A 20838-nucleotide genomic window follows, 5' to 3' on the forward strand; every position below is an offset into this window, starting at 1 on the left:
CTTATCCTTCCTCCAAAATATCTTTAATTAGATTTTTAACTTCTTCTAAGATACTGCAAAATTTTGATTGTAACTCTATGCTTAAATCAATTCCAAAACCAATTTCACCCGCTTCAATACCAATAAAATACCCCTTATTCTTTTTCCCATATCTATATAAAAGATCTATCAAACTAATGTCATGTTGTGAATACGATTTATAATTTGATTTAATCGAGCTTAATTCTCGATTTGTTATAGTACCCGGTGCAAGGTCAAATAAGGTTGCATCTATAATAACTAAAAAATCCTCATCTCTAATTTGATTTAAACAGGTTTCAACATCGGTTTCTCCTATCATAATCTCTATATCATATTCTTCCATGTAATCCTTTAATCCCTCAGCAACCAATACACCAATTCCGTCATCTGTCATAATTCTATTTCCAATCCCTATCACTTTCATTTGTTCTATACAACCCTCACTTTGTTAGACTTAATTCCTGAATGAATTACATGTGTAGCACAGGAAACACAAGGGTCAAAGGAACGCACAATCCTTCCAATTTCTACTGGTGAATTCACATCTTCAAGCTCGGTTCCAATTAATGCTTGTTCAACCACTCCTTTTTCACCTTTTGAGTCCATTGGAGATAAATTCCAAGAACTAGGTGTAATAATTTCGTAATGAAATATCCTTTGATCTTCGATTGCTATCCAATGTGCTAATGCCCCTCGGGTTGTATCAATGAAACCTACTCGATCTGTATACTTAGGAATTTCATATACTCTTTGATTGCTGGGTATCAGTTGTATTCGTTCTAATAATCCTTCTAAAATTCGAATAATCTTTCCAGCTTCGAGAACTCTTGCTATGGTCCTATTCATTGTTGATAAACCTTCTCTATACAACCCACTAAGCCACATTCTTGCAAGTGGACCTACTTCCATGGGACTTCCAGTATATCTTGGTGCCTTAATCCATGAATAAGCTCCCTCTTTCATTCGGTCATCTTTGGTGATTTCATCCCTTGGCACCATTGTTTCATCATTCCCTTGATACCAGGCATAACGGATGCTTTCAGTAATATTTTCACTGCCAAACATATTTATCTGATTATTTATTTGCAGTTTAGGTTGTAAGTAAGTGATTTCAGGTTCTTTATAGGTATCATAACATCCATAACTCATTAAATTGCCATAACCTCTACCATTATGAAAATAATCTGGATAATATTTAGAAATTTGATATACAGATTCTACCATAATTGTTTCGACAAAACTTTTTAGTTTCGCTAATAAAGACCTTACTTCAATCCATTTAGATGTATCCATATTTACCGTGACGCCACCTACGAAGATCCCATGATTATGAGGTGCTTTTCCGCCCAATACAGCAAGCATTTTGTGAGCCAGTCTTCCATACTCAAGAGCATCTATGTAGTTTTTTGCTAATCTCTGATTAACCTTCGGTGGTAGTCGAAAATCTTGATGCGATTCCTCTAGTAATGGTGGAATATCCGGACCTTGAACAAAATCAGGTAGTGTGTATTGAAAAAAGTGCCGTATATGATTTTGCAAAAATTCACAACCATGAATAAAATCTCGAATCATTCTATCGTTTTCAGAAGGTGTTATTTTCAAAGCATTTTCTAACGCTAAGGTTGAACACATGCTGTGAGCTGTGGAACAAATACCACAAATCCTTTGGGTAAAATAAATAGCATCTAAGGGTGGTCTTCCTTTTAACATTTGTTCAAAACCCCTAAACATCATTCCACTACTTTTGGCATCCACCACTTTATGATTTTCCACTTCTACTTCAATCTCCAAAAATCCACTTATTCTTGTAACTGGGTTGATGATAATCTTCTTCCCCATTCTTCCTCTCCTTCTTTAATATCGTATAAATGGTTCCATACCATCTGGGAAACCTTTGTGTGCACAACCAATACACGGGGTATTGTCTCCTATCGGCCAATTGTCAGTATCATTCCATCTTCGTATCGGACAATCTGCTTTTGTAATAGGTCCCCTACATCCTAGCTTAAACATGCATTCCAATTCCCCTAACTTTGTAGCAAAAATGTGCTGATCGAAATAGGACCTTCTTGGGCAGTGATCATGTATGGTAACATTGTAAAAAATAATTGGTCTACCTTCTTCATCAAGCTCTGGAATACCAAACGAGATTAGATGCGCAATCGTTCCCATAATCCACTCCGGATGACCTGGACATCCTGGTAACTGAATCACTTCTTTATTTAGAAAATTAACAACACTCATGCATTGAGAGGGATTTGGGCTTGCAGCCGAAATTCCCCCATAGCTTGCACAGGTGCCTACTGCTAAAATGTATTTTGCTTTTTCTCCTGCTCTTTTTACTGCTTCCATTCCCGTTATATAATTACCTTTATAACTTCCAATTACATTATACAGTCCTTCATTTTTAGTAGAAATAGCACCTTCCACAATAAGTATAAAATCTGTTTCTAAAGTTTTTAGAAACTGTTCATATGCCCTTTCACCTTCAGCAGCCATCAAACTGTTGCTATATTGAAACCGAACCATATGTGTGATTAAATATAGAAAATCAGGATTATTGCCATTTAGTAAGGATATGATGTTTCCTGAACAACCATTCGTCTCCAACCAAATCAGATTCATTTTTTTATAGGGATGTTTATTCATATCTTCAACTGCTACTACCATCATTTGCTTAGCTATACTTTGCTTCGAATCATTAATTGGACATTTATTCACCTTTCTTTAACACCCCAACAATCGGTAATTTTTCTAATATTTGTTGTGTATCATGACAACTATTAAAACTACTGGTCAAGTCTTTTCCTCCTAACAAACTAAAATGAGATCCTCCACCCCATGTAGCCTCTAAACTGACATCATAAATAACATCACTCACAGCAACATACGTAGGTTTTCCATTACTGCCATCATATTGTGCCAGTTCATCCAATGTAAATTCTTGCTGTTGTTGCTTAACCTTCACTTCTCTCAAATCATTTCTATTTGTATTTTGTGAAATATGATAAAGAAATTGATCTAATCGATATAACTCATCATAAATCAAATCTTCCAAATACATTTTATGTAATATATCTAATGCCATCATCTGTTGGTGCCTGTAATATTTAATCCTATTTTTAATATCTTGAATTTCTAAATGATCATTATTATTAATGCTCATCTTTCATTCTCCTTCTCTAAAGCTTATATATTTATATGATTGAACCATTTATTCTATGAAAACACAGTATAAAATCTCTGCATGGGTTTAAACCTGAATACAAATTTTAATGCTAACATGGCATGTGCATTATTTATAAATCATAATAGTAGGTATACCACAAACACAAAGGTTGTCATTATATGCAAACAGCCGCACTGTATATTAGAGTTTCAACAGATGACCAAGTTGAATATAGTCCTGATGCACAGAAAAAATCATTGTTAAAATATGCCGATGATAATCATTTATTTGTAGATGAACAATATATCTTTGTAGATGAAGGTCTTTCTGGAAGACAAGCCGAAAAACGTCCAGCATTTATGCATATGATTGCTACAGCTAAGAAAAGGCCAAGACCTTTTGATGTAATTCTTGTTCACAAATTTGATCGGTTTGCTCGTAACCGTGAAGATAGTGTTGTGTATAAATCCCTACTTCGTAAAGATTGTAATGTTAAGGTTATTAGTATTACAGAGACCCTAGAAGATGACAAATTCTCAATTATTTTAGAGTCTATGCTAGAAGCAATGGCTGAATATTATAGCTTGAATTTATCTGATGAAGTTAAAAAAGGGATGTTTGAGAAAGCCAGCCGTGGTGAGCATATTGGTAATCTTCCTTTTGGATATATATTAAAAGATAAAAATCTACTACCCCATCCAACCGAGTTTCCTGCTGTTCAGAAAATATTCGAAATGTTTGTTTCGGGTTCGTCATTATTAGAAATTGCTAGATATTTGAATACTCATGATATTAAGACAAAAAACGGAAAACTCTGGACTAAACAGCCATTACGTTACTTGCTACGAAATCATGTATATATGGGATATACTAGATATAACTACAGAGCTCCTAAAACAAATATCATTAACCCTAAATCCGCATGGATCCTAATTAAATCAGCTCATAAACCAGCTATAACTGATGATATTTTTGAAAAGGCACAAACAATCCTCAAAAACAATTATGTAATGAATCGAACTGACACTCATTCCGATCAAGTAAAATCTTGGATGCAAAAGCTTGTTACCTGCAAACATTGTGGTTCTACTCTTCGAATTCTGCATGTAAATCGTAAGGGAGTTAGATATAATTATTTCAGATGTGATAAAGCGTATCAAGGTGGCTGCAACATGAACAATACCTATTCCGCAATTAAGTTAAATGCCATTATTCTTGAGAAACTTAATGTAGATTTGCGCATTGATCACATCAATATCACGATGATCAAATCTTCTAATGATATAAACGAACTCAATATACTTAACAAAAAATTGGCTAAATTAAAACGACAAAACGAATTAATCTATAAGTCGTATATTGGAGAAATAGATTCATTAGAAGAATACAAAAAAAACAAAGATAATATTTTACAAGAAGAAGCTGAAATATTTGCACTTATTGAAAAAGCGTCTAAAAACAAGAATGCAGAAATTCTTAAAACAATTCAAATTGAAAATTTCAAAGCACTCCTTACACATGAGAACGTTACTGAAAACGATAAGCACAAAGCCGCACGGAAATTTATCGAAAAAATCGAAGTTGATTTGTTTAAAAAAAATATCAATCTCTATTATTATATATAGTTTTGAACGACATAATTTACTACAATAACTACTATCTACTTTGGATAAACTGTATTAGATAAACTAAGGAGGCGCTCTTATGTATCAGATTATTATTAATTCTATTTTTAGAGCTACCATTGCTTACCTTCTACTGTTAGGTGTTACTAGATTGATGGGGAGAAAAGGTCTCTCTCAGATGACTTTTTTTGATTTTTCAGTAATTATAACGTTAGGGTCAGTAACTGCTAACCTTTCAATGGGACCCAATAGTACAACCGCATCTGCTGTAACTTCTCTTTTAACACTTGGCGCCCTTGCTATCCTAACAGGATACTTGCATATAAAAAATATTTGGATCAGTAAGTTAACCAATAGCGAGCCTGTGACTGCTATAGAAAATGGAAGAATAATTGATAAGAACTTAAAAAAAGTACGCTTTACTATGAGTGAACTAACTAGTCTTTTGAGACAAAAGAATGTATTTAATTATGCTGACGTAGAGTTTGCTATTATCGAAAATGATGGGCACCTGTCTGTTTTACCAAAATCTCAAAAAGCACCATTAACACCTTCAGACTTAAATTTATCTACGACTTATAAAGGCTTGACAAAGGACTTGGTTATGGATGGAAAAGTTCTTTGTGAAAATTTAAAATCTGTCAAATTGGATGAAACATGGCTAAATGCTCAATTATCGAATCAAGGAATTGATAGCATAGAGCAAATTTTTTATGCTGGACTTGATTCCTCTGGAAACCTATACGTATCTACCAAACAGCCGCAAGCCCAAGAATATCATGGGAAATATGGAATTGAATAAATCTGAATATTATGTTCTTTTTACAATGCTAGAGTAAGCATTTAGCGGCATGCACATGCTTACTCTATTTGTTTATATTTAAAGACGTCCTATTGACCTCTTTAAAATATAATTACATAGCAATCATTTTTTTGCATTCCTCTGCACACATACGGCAAATTTCTGCACATTTTTGACAATGAGCATCCTTAAACATAGTACATTCTTGTGCACACTTTTCACATATCTTAGCACATAATCCGCAATGATCTTTGGAAAATTGACCACTCATTGACATCATTGCTACTGACATTTGGCACATCATGGCACATTCAACTAACACACTTACGCAATTTTTTCTTGCATTTAAATCTGGTTCGTTTAAACAAGCAGTAAAACACTCATAGCATGCCTGCGTACACTTCGCACAAGCATCTATACATGCTTGCATCTTATCTGTTGCATTTGTTACAATACCCATATTGGCCTCCTTTATTAAACAACTTTTCAACAAACATATTATTTGTTAATAGCTCTTTTTTTATTCTTGTTGTTGTACTTGCTTAGATTGCATATATGTAAATATACTGTAACATATAAAAAACACGACTAAATAGTATATTTAATCGCGTTTTTTATTGACTCTTTATTATATTGCATCTACTTCTTTTCTTTTAGGAATTGAATCTTGAGCGCCTGGTTTCATAACCGTTAGAGACGCTACTTTGGCAGCAAACTCTAATGCATCAGGTACCTCAGCTCCTTCTAACAGTCTTACAATAAATGCACCCGTAAAACTATCACCGGCACATGTAGTATCTACTGCTTTAACTTTAAATGCAGTCTGAAAGTATACCTTTTTACCATCGCTATAATAAGCTCCATTAGCTCCTACTGTGCATATAACTTGAGCAACACCTTTATCATGTAAAATATTAGCTGCTTTGATAAAACTCTCTTTATCTAATACTTCTATCCCCGTTAAATGCTTCATTTCACTTTCATTTGGATTTAATATGTCTACAAGCGCTAATAATTCATCTGAAATACCTTCTGGGGGTATTGGTGCAGGATTTAGTACATTTAATATATTATACTTTTTCCCCAACAACATAAATTCCTTTACAGTTTCTAATGAAATTTCTAATTGTGTTAAAAGCACACAGGCTCCTGAGATTAATTCCTCACTCTCTTTCACTAGCTCAGGTGAAACCACCATATTAGCAGAAGGTATCACAACTATATTATTTTCACCGCTATCTTCGATCATGATATGAGCGGTACCAGTTGTTTGGTCAACTCTTTTTACTGTTTCAGCGTTAACACCCTTCTCTTTTAATGCTTCATAAATTTCGTCACCATACATATCTTTACCAAGACAACCAATCATATAGGTAGTTACTCCAAGATTTGTAAGGGCTACTGCCTGATTTCCACCTTTTCCACCTATACTTGTTGAAAAGTCATAACCTAGAATTGTTTCACCATGAGCAGGTATGCGTGGTCCCCTACATACAAAATCCATGTTTAGACTGCCACAAACAACAACATATTCCACTTTATCATCTCCTGACATTTGTAATTATATATTATAGGCCGGCTACTCCTTGCGTATCAGAAAGCCCCTTTTTCTTAAATATTTTAGTAAAATTATCTTGTATAACTTCAATATATGCTGCAATAATAATTACAACACCAGTTGCAACATACTGCCAAAAGGTTGCTACGTTTGATACAATAAGACCATTTCTAAGGCCTGCAAATAGTATAGCACCAAGTAATGTACCAATGATTGTACCTCTCCCCCCAGCCATACTCGTACCTCCAATTGCAATAGCTGCAATTGCATTCAATTCATAGCCCTGTCCTGTTGTTGGATCTCCAGTACCAAGTCGAGCAACTTGTATCATTGCTGCTATTCCTGTTCCGATCATCGCAATCGCATAAATTTTAACTTTCACAGAACTAATTTTAATACCTGAAAGTCTAGCTGCTTCTTCGTTACCTCCGATTGCATATATATATGTCCCTAGTTTGAGTTTGGACATTATGACATACATAAAAAAAGCAAACGCTATAAATAATATTGTCGATGTATCTATTATGTTTAAAAAATCTCCATTTATTAAGCCCCGATATCCAATAGGAACATTGAGAACTGGATATCCATCAGATAACAAGTATGCTAAACCTCGATAAACGGACATTGTCCCCAAGGTAGCAATAAATGGTTGTAGTTTTAAATTTGAGACCAACAAGCCATTGAATAAACCTAAAGTAATGCTTATGATTAATGCGAGGAAAATTGCAATGATTGGCGACATTCCACCTACTGCAGCTTTAGAGATCAGAACACATATAAGAGCAAGTGCAGATCCAACTGAAAGATCTATTCCTCCTGATATAATAACAGCAGTCATTCCAAGTGCCATTAAACCATATATAATGGATTGCTCAAAAATATCTTTCATATTATCAGCTGATAAATATATAGGCTCTTTTATTCCAAAAACAACTCCCATAATAGCAATCGCAATCACAATGCTAAGCTCTCGCGAATTTCGTTTAATAAACTTCTTCATTCTAATTCCCTCCTATTGCATCTGATAATATGCCTTTTTCTGAGAAATCACTTTTATCAAGTTCTCCAACCATTCTACCTTCATTCATTACTATAATTTTATCACTCATCCCCATAACTTCAGTTAACTCAGAGGAAACTAATATAATTGACTTTCCTTTTTCAATCATATCTTCCATTAATTTATATATTTCAGTTTTTGCACCTACATCAATTCCTTTAGTTGGTTCATCTAAGATGATAATTTCCGCATCAGTTGAAAGCCACTTTGCCAATATAACCTTTTGTGCATTACCGCCTGAGAGATTGTTTGTATAAAAATCCGGATCATTCGGATAAAGACCCACATAACTTCCTTGATGAACTGAATTTTCATTTTTGAGCTTCTTGCTTACTATCCCTCGTTCCATATATTTAGATAAAGATGCCAGAGCTATATTATTTGAATTACTAAATTCTTTAATAAACCCTTCCTCTTTACGATTTTCTGAAACAAACGCAAAACCATTTCCAATAGCTTCATTCGGGGTTTTGTTGTTTATCAGTTCATTACCACGATAAATCTTTCCTTCGAACCTTTTGTCTGCTCCAAATATTGTTCGCATAACTTCAGTTCTCTGAGCTCCAACTAACCCAAAAAAGCCTAGTATTTCAGATTGCTTTAAATCAAAGCTAATATTCTGAAAAGTTTCACCTGATAAATTTTCGACCTTAAGCACTGTTTTATCTTGCTTTACACAACTTGGTTTCGTACGTTTCGCAAACATAGATACGTCTCGACCCACCATGCTTTTGATTAACTCTTCTTTACTTGTTTCTTTCATTTCATATGTATTGATATATTTTCCATCTCTTAATATTGTTGCTCTATCACAAATTTTTAACACTTCATCTAATTTATGACTTATATACAAAATTGTGATACCTTGATTATTTAAATCTCGCATGATATCAAACAAAATATCTACTTCATTGTTACTTAAAGATGCTGTTGGTTCATCAAAAGAAATGATTTTAGCATTTGTCCTAAGTGCCCTAGCAATTTGCAACATTTGCTTATGACCCGCACTTAAAGGTCCGATCTTATCCATTGCTGAAAAATTACATTTTAGTCGTTTCAATATTTCATTTGTTTCCTTTATCATTTCTTTCTTTTTTGCAAACCCAAAACTGCTTAATTCCGATCCTAACATAAGGTTTTGCATGACCGTTAATTCAGATACAACATTTATTTCCTGATGTACTTTGCAAATTCCAGCTACTATTCCATCATGAATGCTATGAAATTTTGTAATTTTACCGTCTATATAAATATTACCATTGGAAGGCTGATGAACACCGTGCAATAAATTTAACAAAGTTGATTTTCCTGCACCATTCTCACCCATGATTGCGTGAATTTCACCTTTTTTGATTCCAAAGGAAACATCATTCACAGCTCTTTGTCCAGCAAAAGTCTTGGTTATATTTTCAAACCTAATATAGTTATCATTATGATTCATTTTGGCTACCACCCCTGCTTAATCATTCATTCATAAATGCAATTTATATTTGAGATTACGACTGGCTTAGCCGTAATCTCAAATATTAGTTATTTAATTTACTCTTCGAACTTAGGTCCATCCCATCCAACTGAATTCATAATTTCTAAAGCATCTGTTGATACATTCTTACTGTCAACAACAACTTGAGGTGAATAGATAACTTTTGGCACATCTTGACCCATAAGTTTTCTAATTAACATTTCTGTAGAAATTTGAGCCATATAATATGGGAAAGAGTCAACAGTAGCAGTAAGTTCACCATTTGCAATAGAATCTTTTGCTTCTGATGTTCCATCAGTTCCAACAATAACTATTGATCCAATCTTATCAACTGCTCGAACGGCTTCTAACGCACCCATTGCCATCGTATCATTGTTTGCATATACACCTTTTAAGTTTGGATATTGTTTTAACCAAATATCCATAGTGTCTTTTGCTTTCATACGATCCCAGTCTGCATTTTGAACTGCAACTACCTTAACATCAGGATTGTTGTCTTCAAACCACTTCTTAAATCCTTCAGTTCTTGTGATTGCTGGTGATGCCTTAGGTAAACCTTGTATAATTGCAACTTCCCCTTTACCTCCAATAGCTTCATTGATATATTCTGCTGCAAGTTGTCCTGCTTGATAATGCCAAGCTCCAACTGTGCTTTCAACTTGTGGCATAAATGCGTCCATAGAAACAACCATTTCAATACCTTTTTCATTTGCTTCTTCAGCTCCTGGAACTAAGTTACCTGCTGAAATTGCTGAAACCAATATTCCATCATAAGATTTGTTGATCATGTCACTAAATACTGCAAGTTGTCCTTGCTCGTCAGTTTCACCTTGTGCAGCTCTAACATCAATTTTGATATCATAACCCATATCTTGAAGTTGAGAAACAACGTGTTCTGCACCTTCTTTTTGCATTCTCCAAAATTCATTTTCAAATGCTTTACATACATAACCAAGTTGTAATGCTTTATCAGGCTTAGGTATTGGTCCTAATTTTGCAATCGCGTCTCCATAAGTCATAGCTCCATCATAAAAATCATATCCTTGTTCAGCAACATCTGCCGCTGGTAAGGCATCTACTGACTTTTCTGTTTCTCCTTGTTCAACATTTGCTTCTTCTACTTTATCCCCTGTAGTTGTTTCACTTTTTGTACACCCCGCAAAAACTGTTACAAGTAACATCATTGCCATAAAAATAGATAGTATTTTTTTCATAAGATCCATATCCTCCTCTTAGTTTGGGTTTTGTGAAAAACTATTTTCGTTTTCAAACAACCCCTTGATTGAATTGATTTATGTCAAACTCTTGTTTACACAGCAGAAACAAGATGAACGACCCAGTTTGATTGCTCAAAGTAATTTTAACAAGTCTAACACTTCAAAACAATGTTACCAATGACATAATATAATCAAGAAATAATTGTTTTTTTTGTTATATCAGTTCCTACATACAAGATTGCCTTTTAATGAAAAAGAGATTCAAACAAAAAAAGTAGAACTCCATCGAATTCCACTTTAATCATTATATGAGGTTCAAATATTCACTTAATCTCTTAGATAGTAGAAAGTTAAAGCTGTATATAATTTAAATAATTGTTTCAAATCTCTTGGGTTATAACCTGTTTTATCTCTAATTTTGTTCAGTCTATATTGCAAAGTATTTTTGTGAATGAATAATAACTTACTCGTTTGATTTATTGAACCATTGTTATTCATATATACTTCCAAAAGCTCACTAATTTCATCCATTTCTTTACGAGATAAATTGCCAAATATATTCTTAATAAAGCTATTGCTTATTTGAGGCGTAATGCCAAAAAAAACCAGTTCCAAAGCATAATCTTCAAAATCAAAAATCCCATCTGAGGACTTAATTGCAGGTATTTGTAATAACTTTAAGGATTGATAATATGCCATTTTCACATCACCCACATATACAATTCTATTCGATATTCCAATTGTTATGGGTGTAAATAATTTTTTATCAAGGTAGTCTTTAATTGTTTTCAGTCTTTTTTTAATACTTAATGTTTCATCATCAGATAAAAGAATAATGATATTCGTTTCATATATGCCTACTAAATCATTTGACTTCAAGCAACTTTCTATACAATCTACAATATCCTCATATGTCATAAGTCTTTTATCCGAATATGGAATCTCAACAATAGATAAGACCTTAAAGGACTCGATGTCATATCCTAATAATTTGGCTTTAGAAGCTACAGAATGATGATCTATTGTATCTGAAAACAATTCATTCATTAAAAATCGATTATTTTCTCTGCTTTTGATTTTACGCTCATAATGAATAGATTCTCTTAATAGAATTTCTGTAACTTTAACTATAATTTCTCCATATTGACTTACATTTTCGAAATCACCTGACAATCCAATTATGGCAACTAACTCGTCATCAAGGTTAACAGGTATAACGATACACTTATGATTCAAATTTTCTTCATTCACGACTAGGATTTTGTTGTCTCTTACAACAGCTTTCCCATACTGTATGTATTTATCATCTATAATCACTTTATTACTGGCTAAAGCGAGCCCATCTGAGTCTAAGATAAATATATCGTTGTAGATTAGTCCTTTTAAATTATTAACGATATTAATCGCTTGTCCTTGATTAATCTTCATAAAAATCGTTTCCTTTTTCAATAAAAGAAAGTACTTCCTCTAATGCAGGAATAGAATTGGATGCACCCATTTTTGTTGCCGTTAATGCTGCGGCTCTAGAGCTTAAATCAAGAATCATTGTCATGTCATTATACTTAGTTATGCCCGCTACAAAATAGCCAACAAAGGCATCACCTATTGCTGTAGTATCCACTTCATCCACTTTATAGGCCAAATATTTATATTCTTTGCTATCTTTTGAATAGTAAATGCCACCTTTACACCCTAAAGTCAGTAATAAATTAATCCCTTTTTGTCTTAGAATTTCTATAGCCTCATTTAAATTGTTTGTTCTGGCACATTGATAAAGCTCGGATTCATTCACAATCAAAGTATCAATTTTTGATAAATCATATTCTAATATCTTTGCATTTGCTGGTGCTGGATTCAAAATAATGACTAACCCTTTTTCATAGGCAACATCAATTATATAACCAACATTATTGATTTCATTTTGTAGTAGTAACACATCACCTGCTTGAAATTCTTTAAGTACTTTGTCGATAAATTCAATATCATTGTTATGATTACTACCGCCATGAACAATAATTGTATGCTCCGCATTATCTGCCACCTGAATAACAGCATGCCCCGTTTTGCAACTACTTCTTTTAATAAAATCAGTATTTATACCATGCTCTAGTAGTGTATACATAAGAATTTCACCATTCATTCCGATATTTCCTGCATGATAAACTTCTGACACTCCTGCTTTACTTAAAGCCACGCTTTGGTTAAGCCCTTTTCCACCAGAAAACACTTTATATCCTTTGCTATCAATCGTGTTACCCGATAATACCAATCGGTCTACTCGATAGACATTGTCAATATTCAATGAGCCAAAATTTATTATTTTCATATTTTCTCCATATACCTCTATATTTCTTCTGTTAGATTTCCAAACAAAACGGTGTCTACTCTGCAAAACAGTATTCACATGTTCTACTGAATTCTATTTTAGTTTGTTAAGCAATGGATATCAATGTTACGAGTAACAATGTTTTAGACACAAACAACGATTTCGTTTGTTGTATCAGTGCTCATAATAGGTTTTATTTATGAAATCCAATTCTCTTTACTTTGTCTTTTTATGATACATAGTCCAGCGTGTTTAATCTTGTATTGTACGAAGTAAACAGATTTCAAGTAAATCGATAAGCCAACTGCCATAACTCCAGACATTAAATCTAAGTCAATCACTTTAGCTAATACTTGAGAAGCAATACCTTGGCGTAAGTCATTATTTCTATCAGGGCATTCTACAAATCCTAAGAAATTAATACTTGGTTTCCATTTGCCACAGATTTCTACATAGGATACGCCGTATGGTGCATAAAGCTCTACAGTAACTGATGAAGGATTTGTATCTTCATCGAAAGATGGTGCATCTGAATCTGGTAAATATTCAGCTGAAAAACATCTTTCTCCTAATACTCTACAATTAGGATCTAAGAATTTAGCAATAAATTTAACGCATAATCTTGCAAGTCTAACTCTTACACAGTTTGGTCTTCTGGCAATCGTTTCTACCTTTGAACCTTCTTCCTTATCTAAATTAAAATCGATATCGATAACCTTTAATTCAACAGCTGTAGCTGTAGGAAAATCATCAATAATTTCATCAGGAATAGTAATTTCTCTACAAAGATTTATACCACATTCGTCGAAAACTACGGGTGCAATAATTGGTAAGAATTTAGGTTCACCGAGGGGTAAACGGGGCAAATGTACCTTTCTATTTAAAATGTTTCTTATAGTTCCATGCAACCGAATCTCTCGTAATTTCTTTACCATGTGAGGGTAAAAATATTTTACATTTAGTTTTATGTAATCTTTCCCAGGTTACTTTGAGTAAATCCGCTCTATTTGCAAACGGAGGATAAATATTTCCGTTTATTTTTCGTACCATCGTATCCCCAACAATAGCAATATTATTCTCAACTATAATGCTAATAGATCCTTCTGTATGACCTGGTGTACTAATAATAAAAGCATCTATACCAAATTCCTTTAGACTGAATTTATCATTTATTCTCAATGCAGACTGACACGCTTCAAATCTTTGAAAAGTAATTTCTCTTCTTCCCAAAAAATCTGTTGATACTTTAGTCAATTTTGTTGTCCCCTTAGGTATACTACAAAAACCTTGCTCTAAATAATAGGATTCTTTTTCTGAAACTATAACAGGGCAATGAAACTGTTTTCTCAATTGTTCCACATTTGCAACATGGTCCGTATGAACATGTGTAAGAACGATTGCATTTAGCTTAGGTATTTTTAGCAAAGATAAACTTTTAAGCAGAATTCTTTTTTCCATTTTAATACTAGTATCAACGAGAACATGGTTGTCCCCATTACTGATTATATAACAATTACACCTTAAGCACTTCAATCGATGTATTTTATTTTGCTTCGTATTTGTAATCCAAGACTTCATTAGATATTCCCCTCGTGTTTTGTTTGCGAAAAGACATTATCAATTCATTTACTTACCATTCTTAGCAATATAAATATCTAGTGCTTTAATTCCTCTAAATGCAAGTTTAATAAATAATATAGTACAAAATAAACCAATTCCGAAAAATACAATATAGAATAAATACATGATTATTATTAATGTGCTTGTTCCACCTGAATTGCTCATTATTTCCATATTTTCTCCTTTCCATTATCTTTTTCTTTTAATAAAGTCATTCCGTTTGTATTATTTATGAAACTCTTCACTATTTGATAATGTTCAGTATCTTGATAATCTATTTTAACATACTTATACTCAATAATGTAGATTGTAGCGTTAGGATATGACATTTTAAGGAATATGACATACTACATCCTTTCAACTAACTTAATCCTTGCCATCTAAGATAGTATCAATTATTTTCCATGAAATTTTCTGATCCTCATCAATTGTAAACTCGTAAATTCCATATCCTTGTATATGTCCATCCTCAAACCTTGCGTAAACCCATTTATCATTTAAAATATATATATTGAAAAAATTCATTGTTCCACCTAAAGTTCCATCATAAGGAATGAGTTCTAGGTGTAATAATAAATCCTTTAATATTATATTAATGTCATTGATTCCTTTCTTTTTTAGCCCCTCGATTGAAGCTCCGTCAATGGTAGTAAGCTCTTCCATTTTATGGATCAATTCTAATTTTTCTTCCTGCAATCTGATATTATCTTGCTTTAAGACACTAATCTCACTATTTGCACTATCAATATTCTTCAAAAACGCTGCTTCATTATCCTTAAAAGTTTGAGTTAATGAATTAACTTCTTCCTTTTTAACGAGTATTAATAATAATATCGTTATGCTATAAATTATTAGTGTTATGAATACGAAAATGTGTGTTTTCTTCATACTTCCTCCCTGACTTCATTCGTTACTATGTTATCGTATCCCATCTTTAGATGCTTAGAATCTTGTTTTAGTTGATCTTTTTCATTTGGAACAAAACATTTATATATACCAGTTTTCATATATAAGTGTAGTAAATGCAAGGAAATTACTAATAATGTGTGCAGTAGTTGTTATTTTAATTGACTTCGTCTTGTATGCAATCCAACCCCAAAGCCATCCCATAAAAGTTGCCCCACCAACTAAGGCTATGAAACCTCCTTGATAATTTATTCCCCTGGCTAAAAATAGTCCAATGTGCCAAACCCCAAAAAATATTGCTGGGAATATATACGCAAAAAAAATCTTGTCTTTGAAAATCTTATTAAACACACCTCGCCAAAACAATTCCTCAATTGTTCCATTTATAAGTGCGCAAAATAAAGAAACAAACAAAATCTGAATGGTTGTTTGGGGTGCTACTTTAATAAATGCAACAAAGAAAATTGCTATACAAGGTATAAATGCTATAAAATAATGGATAAATTTTGTTACAGTTGTCACGTCTGATTTCATCGAATAAATTGATTTCAATCCATTTACCCCACCAGAAACATATAAGGAAATTGGTATACAAAATACAAACCAATAAACACAAAAAGCTGCAATGTACCCAATAGTTTTCCCAAATGTTATTGTTAAGGCTGGAACTAAATATATCATTGTTCCACATAATAACGGAGTCGAACACAGCAAAACAATCTGATTCTTGCTTAAACCCATAATTTCAAAACTCCTTTATTTTTCAAATTGTATATACTGTCACCTATGATTTTTTTAGGAGCATTCGTTTTGCCTAATTACACTAAAAAGTATCCTTCTTCAATCATAATCCATTACTTATCTCTTTATATATCTTATATTATCTTCAATTCAAATTCAACTTTTTTTATATTTAAGTATAAAATTAGAATAAATCAAGATTTATTATTTACAATTTACCTTCAGAAAAAATTGGCTACATCTGATTGTAACGATATCCAGTTGCAGTTTTTTTAATCGCTAAATTGTCTATTAGAATAAAGCTGATACACTTTAAATGCATCAGCCCTCCTATTCTTCTTCAGATAAATAATACTCAATCTCGAAGGAATCATTTCTTAAATCTAATACAATTTGTTTGATAAATGACTTTAACACTTTACTCTTTTTCTCAATTGTATATTCACCATTTACAACATCAGTAATTCGTCCCAGGCTATTAAAAATTACTTCCATGTGTGCTTTATCCTTGTACATATTGTCTACACTTATATGCGCCATTAGTACCTCTTTTTCTTTTAAAAATGTCTTTTTACTCTCCTTGTATTCTTCCAAGCTATCTACACCATTTAAATAAGCTTGCTTAACTTGGTTAAATTTATATTCAATATTTTTTAACTGTTGCTTATAAAAAAGGAGGTCATCATCATTATTCGTCCTCTCTACATCCGTCACTAACAGTTCAACATTGTCTAAATCACGTTCAACTTGCTCTAGGATAGCTTTTTCTATCATATCCGCCCTAATACTCGCTTTCATGAAGCAACCCCCTTCTTTCGCCTTCCTGCAACGAAAATAAGCAAGTTCCCCACTCTTTGTATAAACCATTCTACCACCACATGATTGACAAATGATTAGCCCAGATAAGAAGTGTTTATAGGAACCACTAGGATTGGAGTTTTTACGATTGTGCTCTAGAAGGAATTCAACTCTCATCCGAGCCTTTTCAAATTCTTGCTCAGTCAAAAGAGGTTCAAAGTCTCCCTTAGCTAGTATCCAGTTTGCTGAAGCTCTAATACTACCGTTCTTCTCCTTTTTATTCCACAGTAAATAGCCTTTATAGGTTGGGTTCGTTAAAATATATTTTATCGTTTTACTTTGAAATTGCATGCCATTTTTAGTTTTGATCCCCATTTCATTGAGGTAATTTGCAATGTGGAGATATGTGAATTCTTTGTTGATGAACTTATCAAAGATGATCTTAACAATGTTTGCTTCCTCTTGGTTAATGACCAGTTTATTATCCTTGATGTCATATCCAAATGGTGGCCGGGATTGAACACCTCCTCTAGAAGCTTTTTCGCACATTCCCTTTTTGACTTCCTCAGATAAATTAATGGAATAGTACTCTGAAAATGCATCTAGTATGCTCTCAATAATTATCCCTATCTTATCATCTTCAATCGGCTCCGTAATGGATATTACCTTGATACCGCAATCACGTTTTAACAGAGATTTGAAGATGATTGCATCTTCTCTATTTCTAGCAAATCGATTAAACTTGTGAATGAGTATCACATCAAAAGGTTTTGGCTTTCTTTTGGCATCTTTAATCATCTTATTGAAACCAATTCTTTTACCAGTTGATCTACCAGAAATACCTTCATCCGCATAAATATATTCATCTAATAGAATCATATTATTCTTATTTACGTACTCTTTGATCTGTTTTAATTGTGCATCAGGTGAAAACTCTGTTTGATCTGCAGTACTGACTCGAATATATGCTGCAGCTCTTTGTTTCAACGCGATCTCTCCCTGCACATTATTTTTCAATTATCTGGATTACTTTTTTTCCTATAGCTCGAGCTATTGTTTTTTTAGTGTTAATTTCAAATTGCCTATGTTCATTATATGTCAATTCCGAAAGACTAACGAGCTTACAATTGTTTATTATTTTTGATGAGCCAATCACAAATATCACCCCCTATATCTTATATGATTAGGCGATTTGTCCTGATTACAATTACTTATGATTGCCCCACTTTACCCTAGGTTCACCGAGGGGTGGACATACGCAAGCATCTTCTATTGGTGATATCGGTCTTGGATTACATCTTTCACATTCGCCACCAACTGGTCGTTGCATTATTTTCCCATCACCTTTATGAAAACAAATTTTGCAATCACTCACTTTTAATTTCCTCCTTAAAAAAGATTTCAATATATTTTATGTGCTAAAAAAGCTTAGTGTTACATGTTCTCACAATAAAAATGGACAATAATAAACTTAAAAGTTCTCTTAAAAAAAGGAACTTTTTATTAGCAGCAACATATAATGGTAATAATAGCATAAAGGTAATACCGAAAGGATTGATGCACTATGGCCTATCTCCTACTTAACAATGATGAAAATATATTGATTAACAAGGTTGGAGAAAGTATATATTGGAGAAGCTATCCACAAAAAAACTCACAAAAAACTAGCATTCTTGGGAAGAGTGTTTACCCTGATTATTGTGCAAGCATTGATGACAGTAACAAAATACATCTAATATATAAAACATCTCAAAACAGCATTGTTCATCTATTTGGTAAGGATTCAAGTTATACTTCAACTACTCTTCTTGAGGATTCTGATAACAGCTATAAAATTACCAATCTACAACTAGTTTCTGATAATAGAAGTTATTTATTTTATGCTGCATTAAATCCATATGAAAATACCACTGACTTAATTTTTCATAACTTTGAGGAAGGTGCAAATACTGCTCCACAATCACTTTTAGAATTGCCCAGTCTCAATGCAAAATATCAATGCTCCATCCATGACGGAGTAATTTATTTGCTTTGTTGTATTACGAATAACAATACCTATGAGTTAAATCTATACGCTTATAATATACTTACAAACAATTGGGAAAACTATGAAACTCTAGTGGTTTCTGAATATCCAATTACTGACTTTTGTTACATCACTCAAAAAGATAATATTCATATTACCTATGTTGTAGAAAAATATGGTCACTCAACTCTTTATTATGGTCAAAGAAAAAATGTTGAATTTATTTCTGTAGAAATTACTGCCATAGGCCAAAAAATCAAGCCTGTTATTTTTATTTACAATGATATTATATGGATTAATTACTTAACATCTCAGATACTATATTCAGCTTTCTCTAACGATGGAGGTCGTACATTTTCACAACCAATACGTTGCACCTTACAGAATAATACTATAACAAACATATATCTGTATGGTTTTCATAACACAAGCTTACTCGGAAATATCTTTTTAGGATATATAGATCATCAACCAAATATAGCTGTATTATCTCAAATTGATTTAGATCATATTTTATTTTATTCAACTACAAATTCTGAATTAAGAGAAATGCTAAAAGGTTCCTTGACCCCTTCAAGACCCATTGAACAAGACAACAATAAAGTAGAAAAGTTACAACAAGAAGTATATAACCTAAAAGAGCTCCAAAAAAGTATCACTGAACAATACAATCAATTGGCCTCTTTCGCTAAGGAGGTTCAATATGAAGGTAAGAAATGGCGTAAAAAATATCAAAGATTATCTAAGGAAATGAAAGATATAAAAGAAGATAAGCCCTTCAATATCACAGATCATAAGCTTAAAGAAATAAAGTCAGCAGATATAAAAGCCTCCGAACTAAAAGCTCCTGAATTTGACTCCCTAGAGTTAGAACCCAAAGAGTTGAATATTTCTGATATTAGAACACCGGAATCAAAGACCACAGAATTCATAAATTTAGATTCAAATATCACGAACAACAAAAACATAGATTAAACAAGATATCCCTTTCTATTCCAAATAAAAAACGGAGCTGCTCTCAATATAGAATTACTTCTTTTATTGAGATAGCTCCGTTTCTCTTATTCTGCTTTATCTGTATGAATGATTTCTTCTGCAATAGGTCTGTACTTTCCATTATTAAATCGTTTTTCATTAAGCTTAATGGTTAAAAAAGCCAATGTAATAAATGAAAACCCAACAATGATCGATCCTATTTCTGTTCTAAATATTAAATATCCAATCAATAAACCAAGTATCAATGCAATCAGCGGAATTGTATAAACAATAAATACAGCCCTCAAAAAGTTGCTTTGTTCAAGAGATATATTTACCCAATCTCCTACACTTGCTTCGCACAGATTTTCTGCTTCAATAAACATATCTTTTGATTCTAATCCTGCTACACATGCTTTACACTTTGCACATGCGTCTTGTCTTTCTAATCTAACAACAACTAGATTCTCTTTTATTTCAATAACTTGCCCTGATTCTGCCATAATAT

Annotated in this window: 20 protein-coding genes; 3 read left to right on the top strand and 17 right to left on the bottom strand. The window is 32.8% G+C overall.

Features of this window, described 5'->3' with window-relative positions; genetic code table 11:
• Window position 1 precedes the first annotated feature (1 nt).
• The 4 genes from CVU84_01645 to CVU84_01660 are packed head-to-tail and all read right to left on the bottom strand — an operon-like array spanning window position 2 to window position 3187.
• Window positions 2-445, bottom strand: coding sequence for a hypothetical protein (locus CVU84_01645; GenBank protein PKM96441.1), 444 nt, complete (start codon window positions 443-445; stop codon window positions 2-4).
• A 5-nt stretch (window positions 446-450) separates the two neighbouring features.
• Window positions 451-1860, bottom strand: a complete 1410-nt coding sequence (locus CVU84_01650) for a Ni/Fe hydrogenase (GenBank protein PKM96442.1) — start codon at window positions 1858-1860, stop codon at window positions 451-453.
• 15 nt (window positions 1861-1875) lie between these two features.
• Window positions 1876-2694 carry a Ni/Fe hydrogenase gene (locus CVU84_01655; GenBank protein ID PKM96512.1) on the bottom strand — a complete coding sequence of 273 codons (819 nt, stop codon included), beginning with the start codon at window positions 2692-2694 and terminating at the stop codon, window positions 1876-1878.
• 40 nt (window positions 2695-2734) lie between these two features.
• Entirely contained in the window at window positions 2735-3187 is a 453-nt protein-coding gene (locus CVU84_01660) for a hypothetical protein (protein PKM96443.1), read from the bottom strand.
• A 182-nt stretch (window positions 3188-3369) separates the two neighbouring features.
• Between CVU84_01660 and CVU84_01665 the strand changes: the two genes are divergently transcribed.
• Entirely contained in the window at window positions 3370-4815 is a 1446-nt protein-coding gene (locus CVU84_01665; protein PKM96444.1) for a hypothetical protein, read from the top strand.
• Window positions 4816-4894: 79 nt separating this feature from the next.
• A complete protein-coding gene (locus CVU84_01670; GenBank protein ID PKM96445.1) occupies window positions 4895-5617 on the top strand; it encodes a hypothetical protein in 723 nt (240 codons plus the stop codon).
• A gap of 112 nt (window positions 5618-5729) precedes the next feature.
• On the opposite strand, the gene CVU84_01675 is transcribed toward CVU84_01670, so the two are convergent.
• The 12 genes from CVU84_01675 to CVU84_01730 all read right to left on the bottom strand — a co-directional run bounded on the left by CVU84_01675 (window position 5730) and on the right by CVU84_01730 (window position 18346).
• Entirely contained in the window at window positions 5730-6077 is a 348-nt protein-coding gene (locus CVU84_01675) for a four-helix bundle copper-binding protein (GenBank protein ID PKM96446.1), read from the bottom strand.
• A gap of 168 nt (window positions 6078-6245) precedes the next feature.
• Window positions 6246-7172: a ribokinase gene (gene rbsK / locus CVU84_01680; GenBank protein ID PKM96447.1), complete on the bottom strand. Its 927-nt coding sequence runs from the start codon at window positions 7170-7172 to the stop codon at window positions 6246-6248.
• A 13-nt stretch (window positions 7173-7185) separates the two neighbouring features.
• Window positions 7186-8178, bottom strand: coding sequence for a ribose ABC transporter permease (locus tag CVU84_01685; protein PKM96448.1), 993 nt, complete (start codon window positions 8176-8178; stop codon window positions 7186-7188).
• A gap of 1 nt (window position 8179) precedes the next feature.
• The gene (locus CVU84_01690; GenBank protein PKM96449.1) at window positions 8180-9679 is read right to left on the bottom strand and encodes a sugar ABC transporter ATP-binding protein; all 1500 of its coding nucleotides are present in this window, start codon (window positions 9677-9679) and stop codon (window positions 8180-8182) included.
• 98 nt (window positions 9680-9777) lie between these two features.
• Window positions 9778-10944 carry an RbsB protein gene (locus tag CVU84_01695; GenBank protein PKM96450.1) on the bottom strand — a complete coding sequence of 389 codons (1167 nt, stop codon included), beginning with the start codon at window positions 10942-10944 and terminating at the stop codon, window positions 9778-9780.
• Window positions 10945-11265: 321 nt separating this feature from the next.
• Window positions 11266-12387: a hypothetical protein gene (locus CVU84_01700; protein PKM96451.1), complete on the bottom strand. Its 1122-nt coding sequence runs from the start codon at window positions 12385-12387 to the stop codon at window positions 11266-11268.
• Window positions 12356-13264: a ribokinase gene (locus tag CVU84_01705; GenBank protein PKM96452.1), complete on the bottom strand. Its 909-nt coding sequence runs from the start codon at window positions 13262-13264 to the stop codon at window positions 12356-12358. Before CVU84_01705 ends, CVU84_01700 begins: the two co-directional genes overlap by 32 nt.
• 197 nt (window positions 13265-13461) lie before the next feature.
• The gene (locus tag CVU84_01710; protein ID PKM96453.1) at window positions 13462-14172 is read right to left on the bottom strand and encodes a hypothetical protein; all 711 of its coding nucleotides are present in this window, start codon (window positions 14170-14172) and stop codon (window positions 13462-13464) included.
• Window positions 14141-14842, bottom strand: a complete 702-nt coding sequence (locus CVU84_01715; protein PKM96454.1) for a hypothetical protein — start codon at window positions 14840-14842, stop codon at window positions 14141-14143. The genes CVU84_01710 and CVU84_01715 overlap by 32 nt, the downstream gene beginning before the upstream one ends.
• Window positions 14843-15250: 408 nt before the next feature.
• Window positions 15251-15772, bottom strand: a complete 522-nt coding sequence (locus CVU84_01720; GenBank protein PKM96455.1) for a hypothetical protein — start codon at window positions 15770-15772, stop codon at window positions 15251-15253.
• A 99-nt stretch (window positions 15773-15871) separates the two neighbouring features.
• Window positions 15872-16531: a hypothetical protein gene (locus CVU84_01725; GenBank protein ID PKM96456.1), complete on the bottom strand. Its 660-nt coding sequence runs from the start codon at window positions 16529-16531 to the stop codon at window positions 15872-15874.
• A 330-nt stretch (window positions 16532-16861) separates the two neighbouring features.
• A complete protein-coding gene (locus tag CVU84_01730; GenBank protein ID PKM96457.1) occupies window positions 16862-18346 on the bottom strand; it encodes a hypothetical protein in 1485 nt (494 codons plus the stop codon).
• A gap of 547 nt (window positions 18347-18893) precedes the next feature.
• Between CVU84_01730 and CVU84_01735 the strand changes: the two genes are divergently transcribed.
• Window positions 18894-20330, top strand: a complete 1437-nt coding sequence (locus CVU84_01735) for a hypothetical protein (GenBank protein PKM96458.1) — start codon at window positions 18894-18896, stop codon at window positions 20328-20330.
• A gap of 86 nt (window positions 20331-20416) precedes the next feature.
• Here CVU84_01735 and CVU84_01740 read toward each other — a convergent pair whose 3' ends face one another.
• On the bottom strand, window positions 20417-20833 hold the full coding sequence (locus CVU84_01740) for a hypothetical protein (GenBank protein PKM96459.1): 417 nt from the start codon (window positions 20831-20833) through the stop codon (window positions 20417-20419).
• Window positions 20834-20838 lie beyond the last annotated feature (5 nt).

It is taken from the genome of Firmicutes bacterium HGW-Firmicutes-1, assembly GCA_002841625.1.
Taxonomy (GTDB): Bacteria; Bacillota; Clostridia; order Lachnospirales; family Vallitaleaceae; genus HGW-1.

Bases quoted from the DNA above. Each gene is read 5' to 3' on its own strand.
- CVU84_01645 (PKM96441.1), bottom strand. From the start codon at position 445: ATGAAAGTGATAGGGATTGGAAATAGAATTATGACAGATGACGGAATT.
- CVU84_01650 (PKM96442.1), bottom strand. From the start codon at position 1,860: ATGGGGAAGAAGATTATCATCAACCCAGTTACAAGAATAAGTGGATTT.
- CVU84_01655 (PKM96512.1), bottom strand. From the start codon at position 2,694: ATGATGGTAGTAGCAGTTGAAGATATGAATAAACATCCCTATAAAAAA.
- CVU84_01660 (PKM96443.1), bottom strand. From the start codon at position 3,187: ATGAGCATTAATAATAATGATCATTTAGAAATTCAAGATATTAAAAAT.
- CVU84_01665 (PKM96444.1), top strand. From the start codon at position 3,370: ATGCAAACAGCCGCACTGTATATTAGAGTTTCAACAGATGACCAAGTT.
- CVU84_01670 (PKM96445.1), top strand. From the start codon at position 4,895: ATGTATCAGATTATTATTAATTCTATTTTTAGAGCTACCATTGCTTAC.
- CVU84_01675 (PKM96446.1), bottom strand. From the start codon at position 6,077: ATGGGTATTGTAACAAATGCAACAGATAAGATGCAAGCATGTATAGAT.
- rbsK (PKM96447.1), bottom strand. From the start codon at position 7,172: ATGTCAGGAGATGATAAAGTGGAATATGTTGTTGTTTGTGGCAGTCTA.
- CVU84_01685 (PKM96448.1), bottom strand. From the start codon at position 8,178: ATGAAGAAGTTTATTAAACGAAATTCGCGAGAGCTTAGCATTGTGATT.
- CVU84_01690 (PKM96449.1), bottom strand. From the start codon at position 9,679: ATGAATCATAATGATAACTATATTAGGTTTGAAAATATAACCAAGACT.
- CVU84_01695 (PKM96450.1), bottom strand. From the start codon at position 10,944: ATGGATCTTATGAAAAAAATACTATCTATTTTTATGGCAATGATGTTA.
- CVU84_01705 (PKM96452.1), bottom strand. From the start codon at position 13,264: ATGAAAATAATAAATTTTGGCTCATTGAATATTGACAATGTCTATCGA.
- CVU84_01715 (PKM96454.1), bottom strand. From the start codon at position 14,842: ATGAAGTCTTGGATTACAAATACGAAGCAAAATAAAATACATCGATTG.
- CVU84_01720 (PKM96455.1), bottom strand. From the start codon at position 15,772: ATGAAGAAAACACACATTTTCGTATTCATAACACTAATAATTTATAGC.
- CVU84_01725 (PKM96456.1), bottom strand. From the start codon at position 16,531: ATGGGTTTAAGCAAGAATCAGATTGTTTTGCTGTGTTCGACTCCGTTA.
- CVU84_01735 (PKM96458.1), top strand. From the start codon at position 18,894: ATGGCCTATCTCCTACTTAACAATGATGAAAATATATTGATTAACAAG.
- CVU84_01740 (PKM96459.1), bottom strand. From the start codon at position 20,833: ATGGCAGAATCAGGGCAAGTTATTGAAATAAAAGAGAATCTAGTTGTT.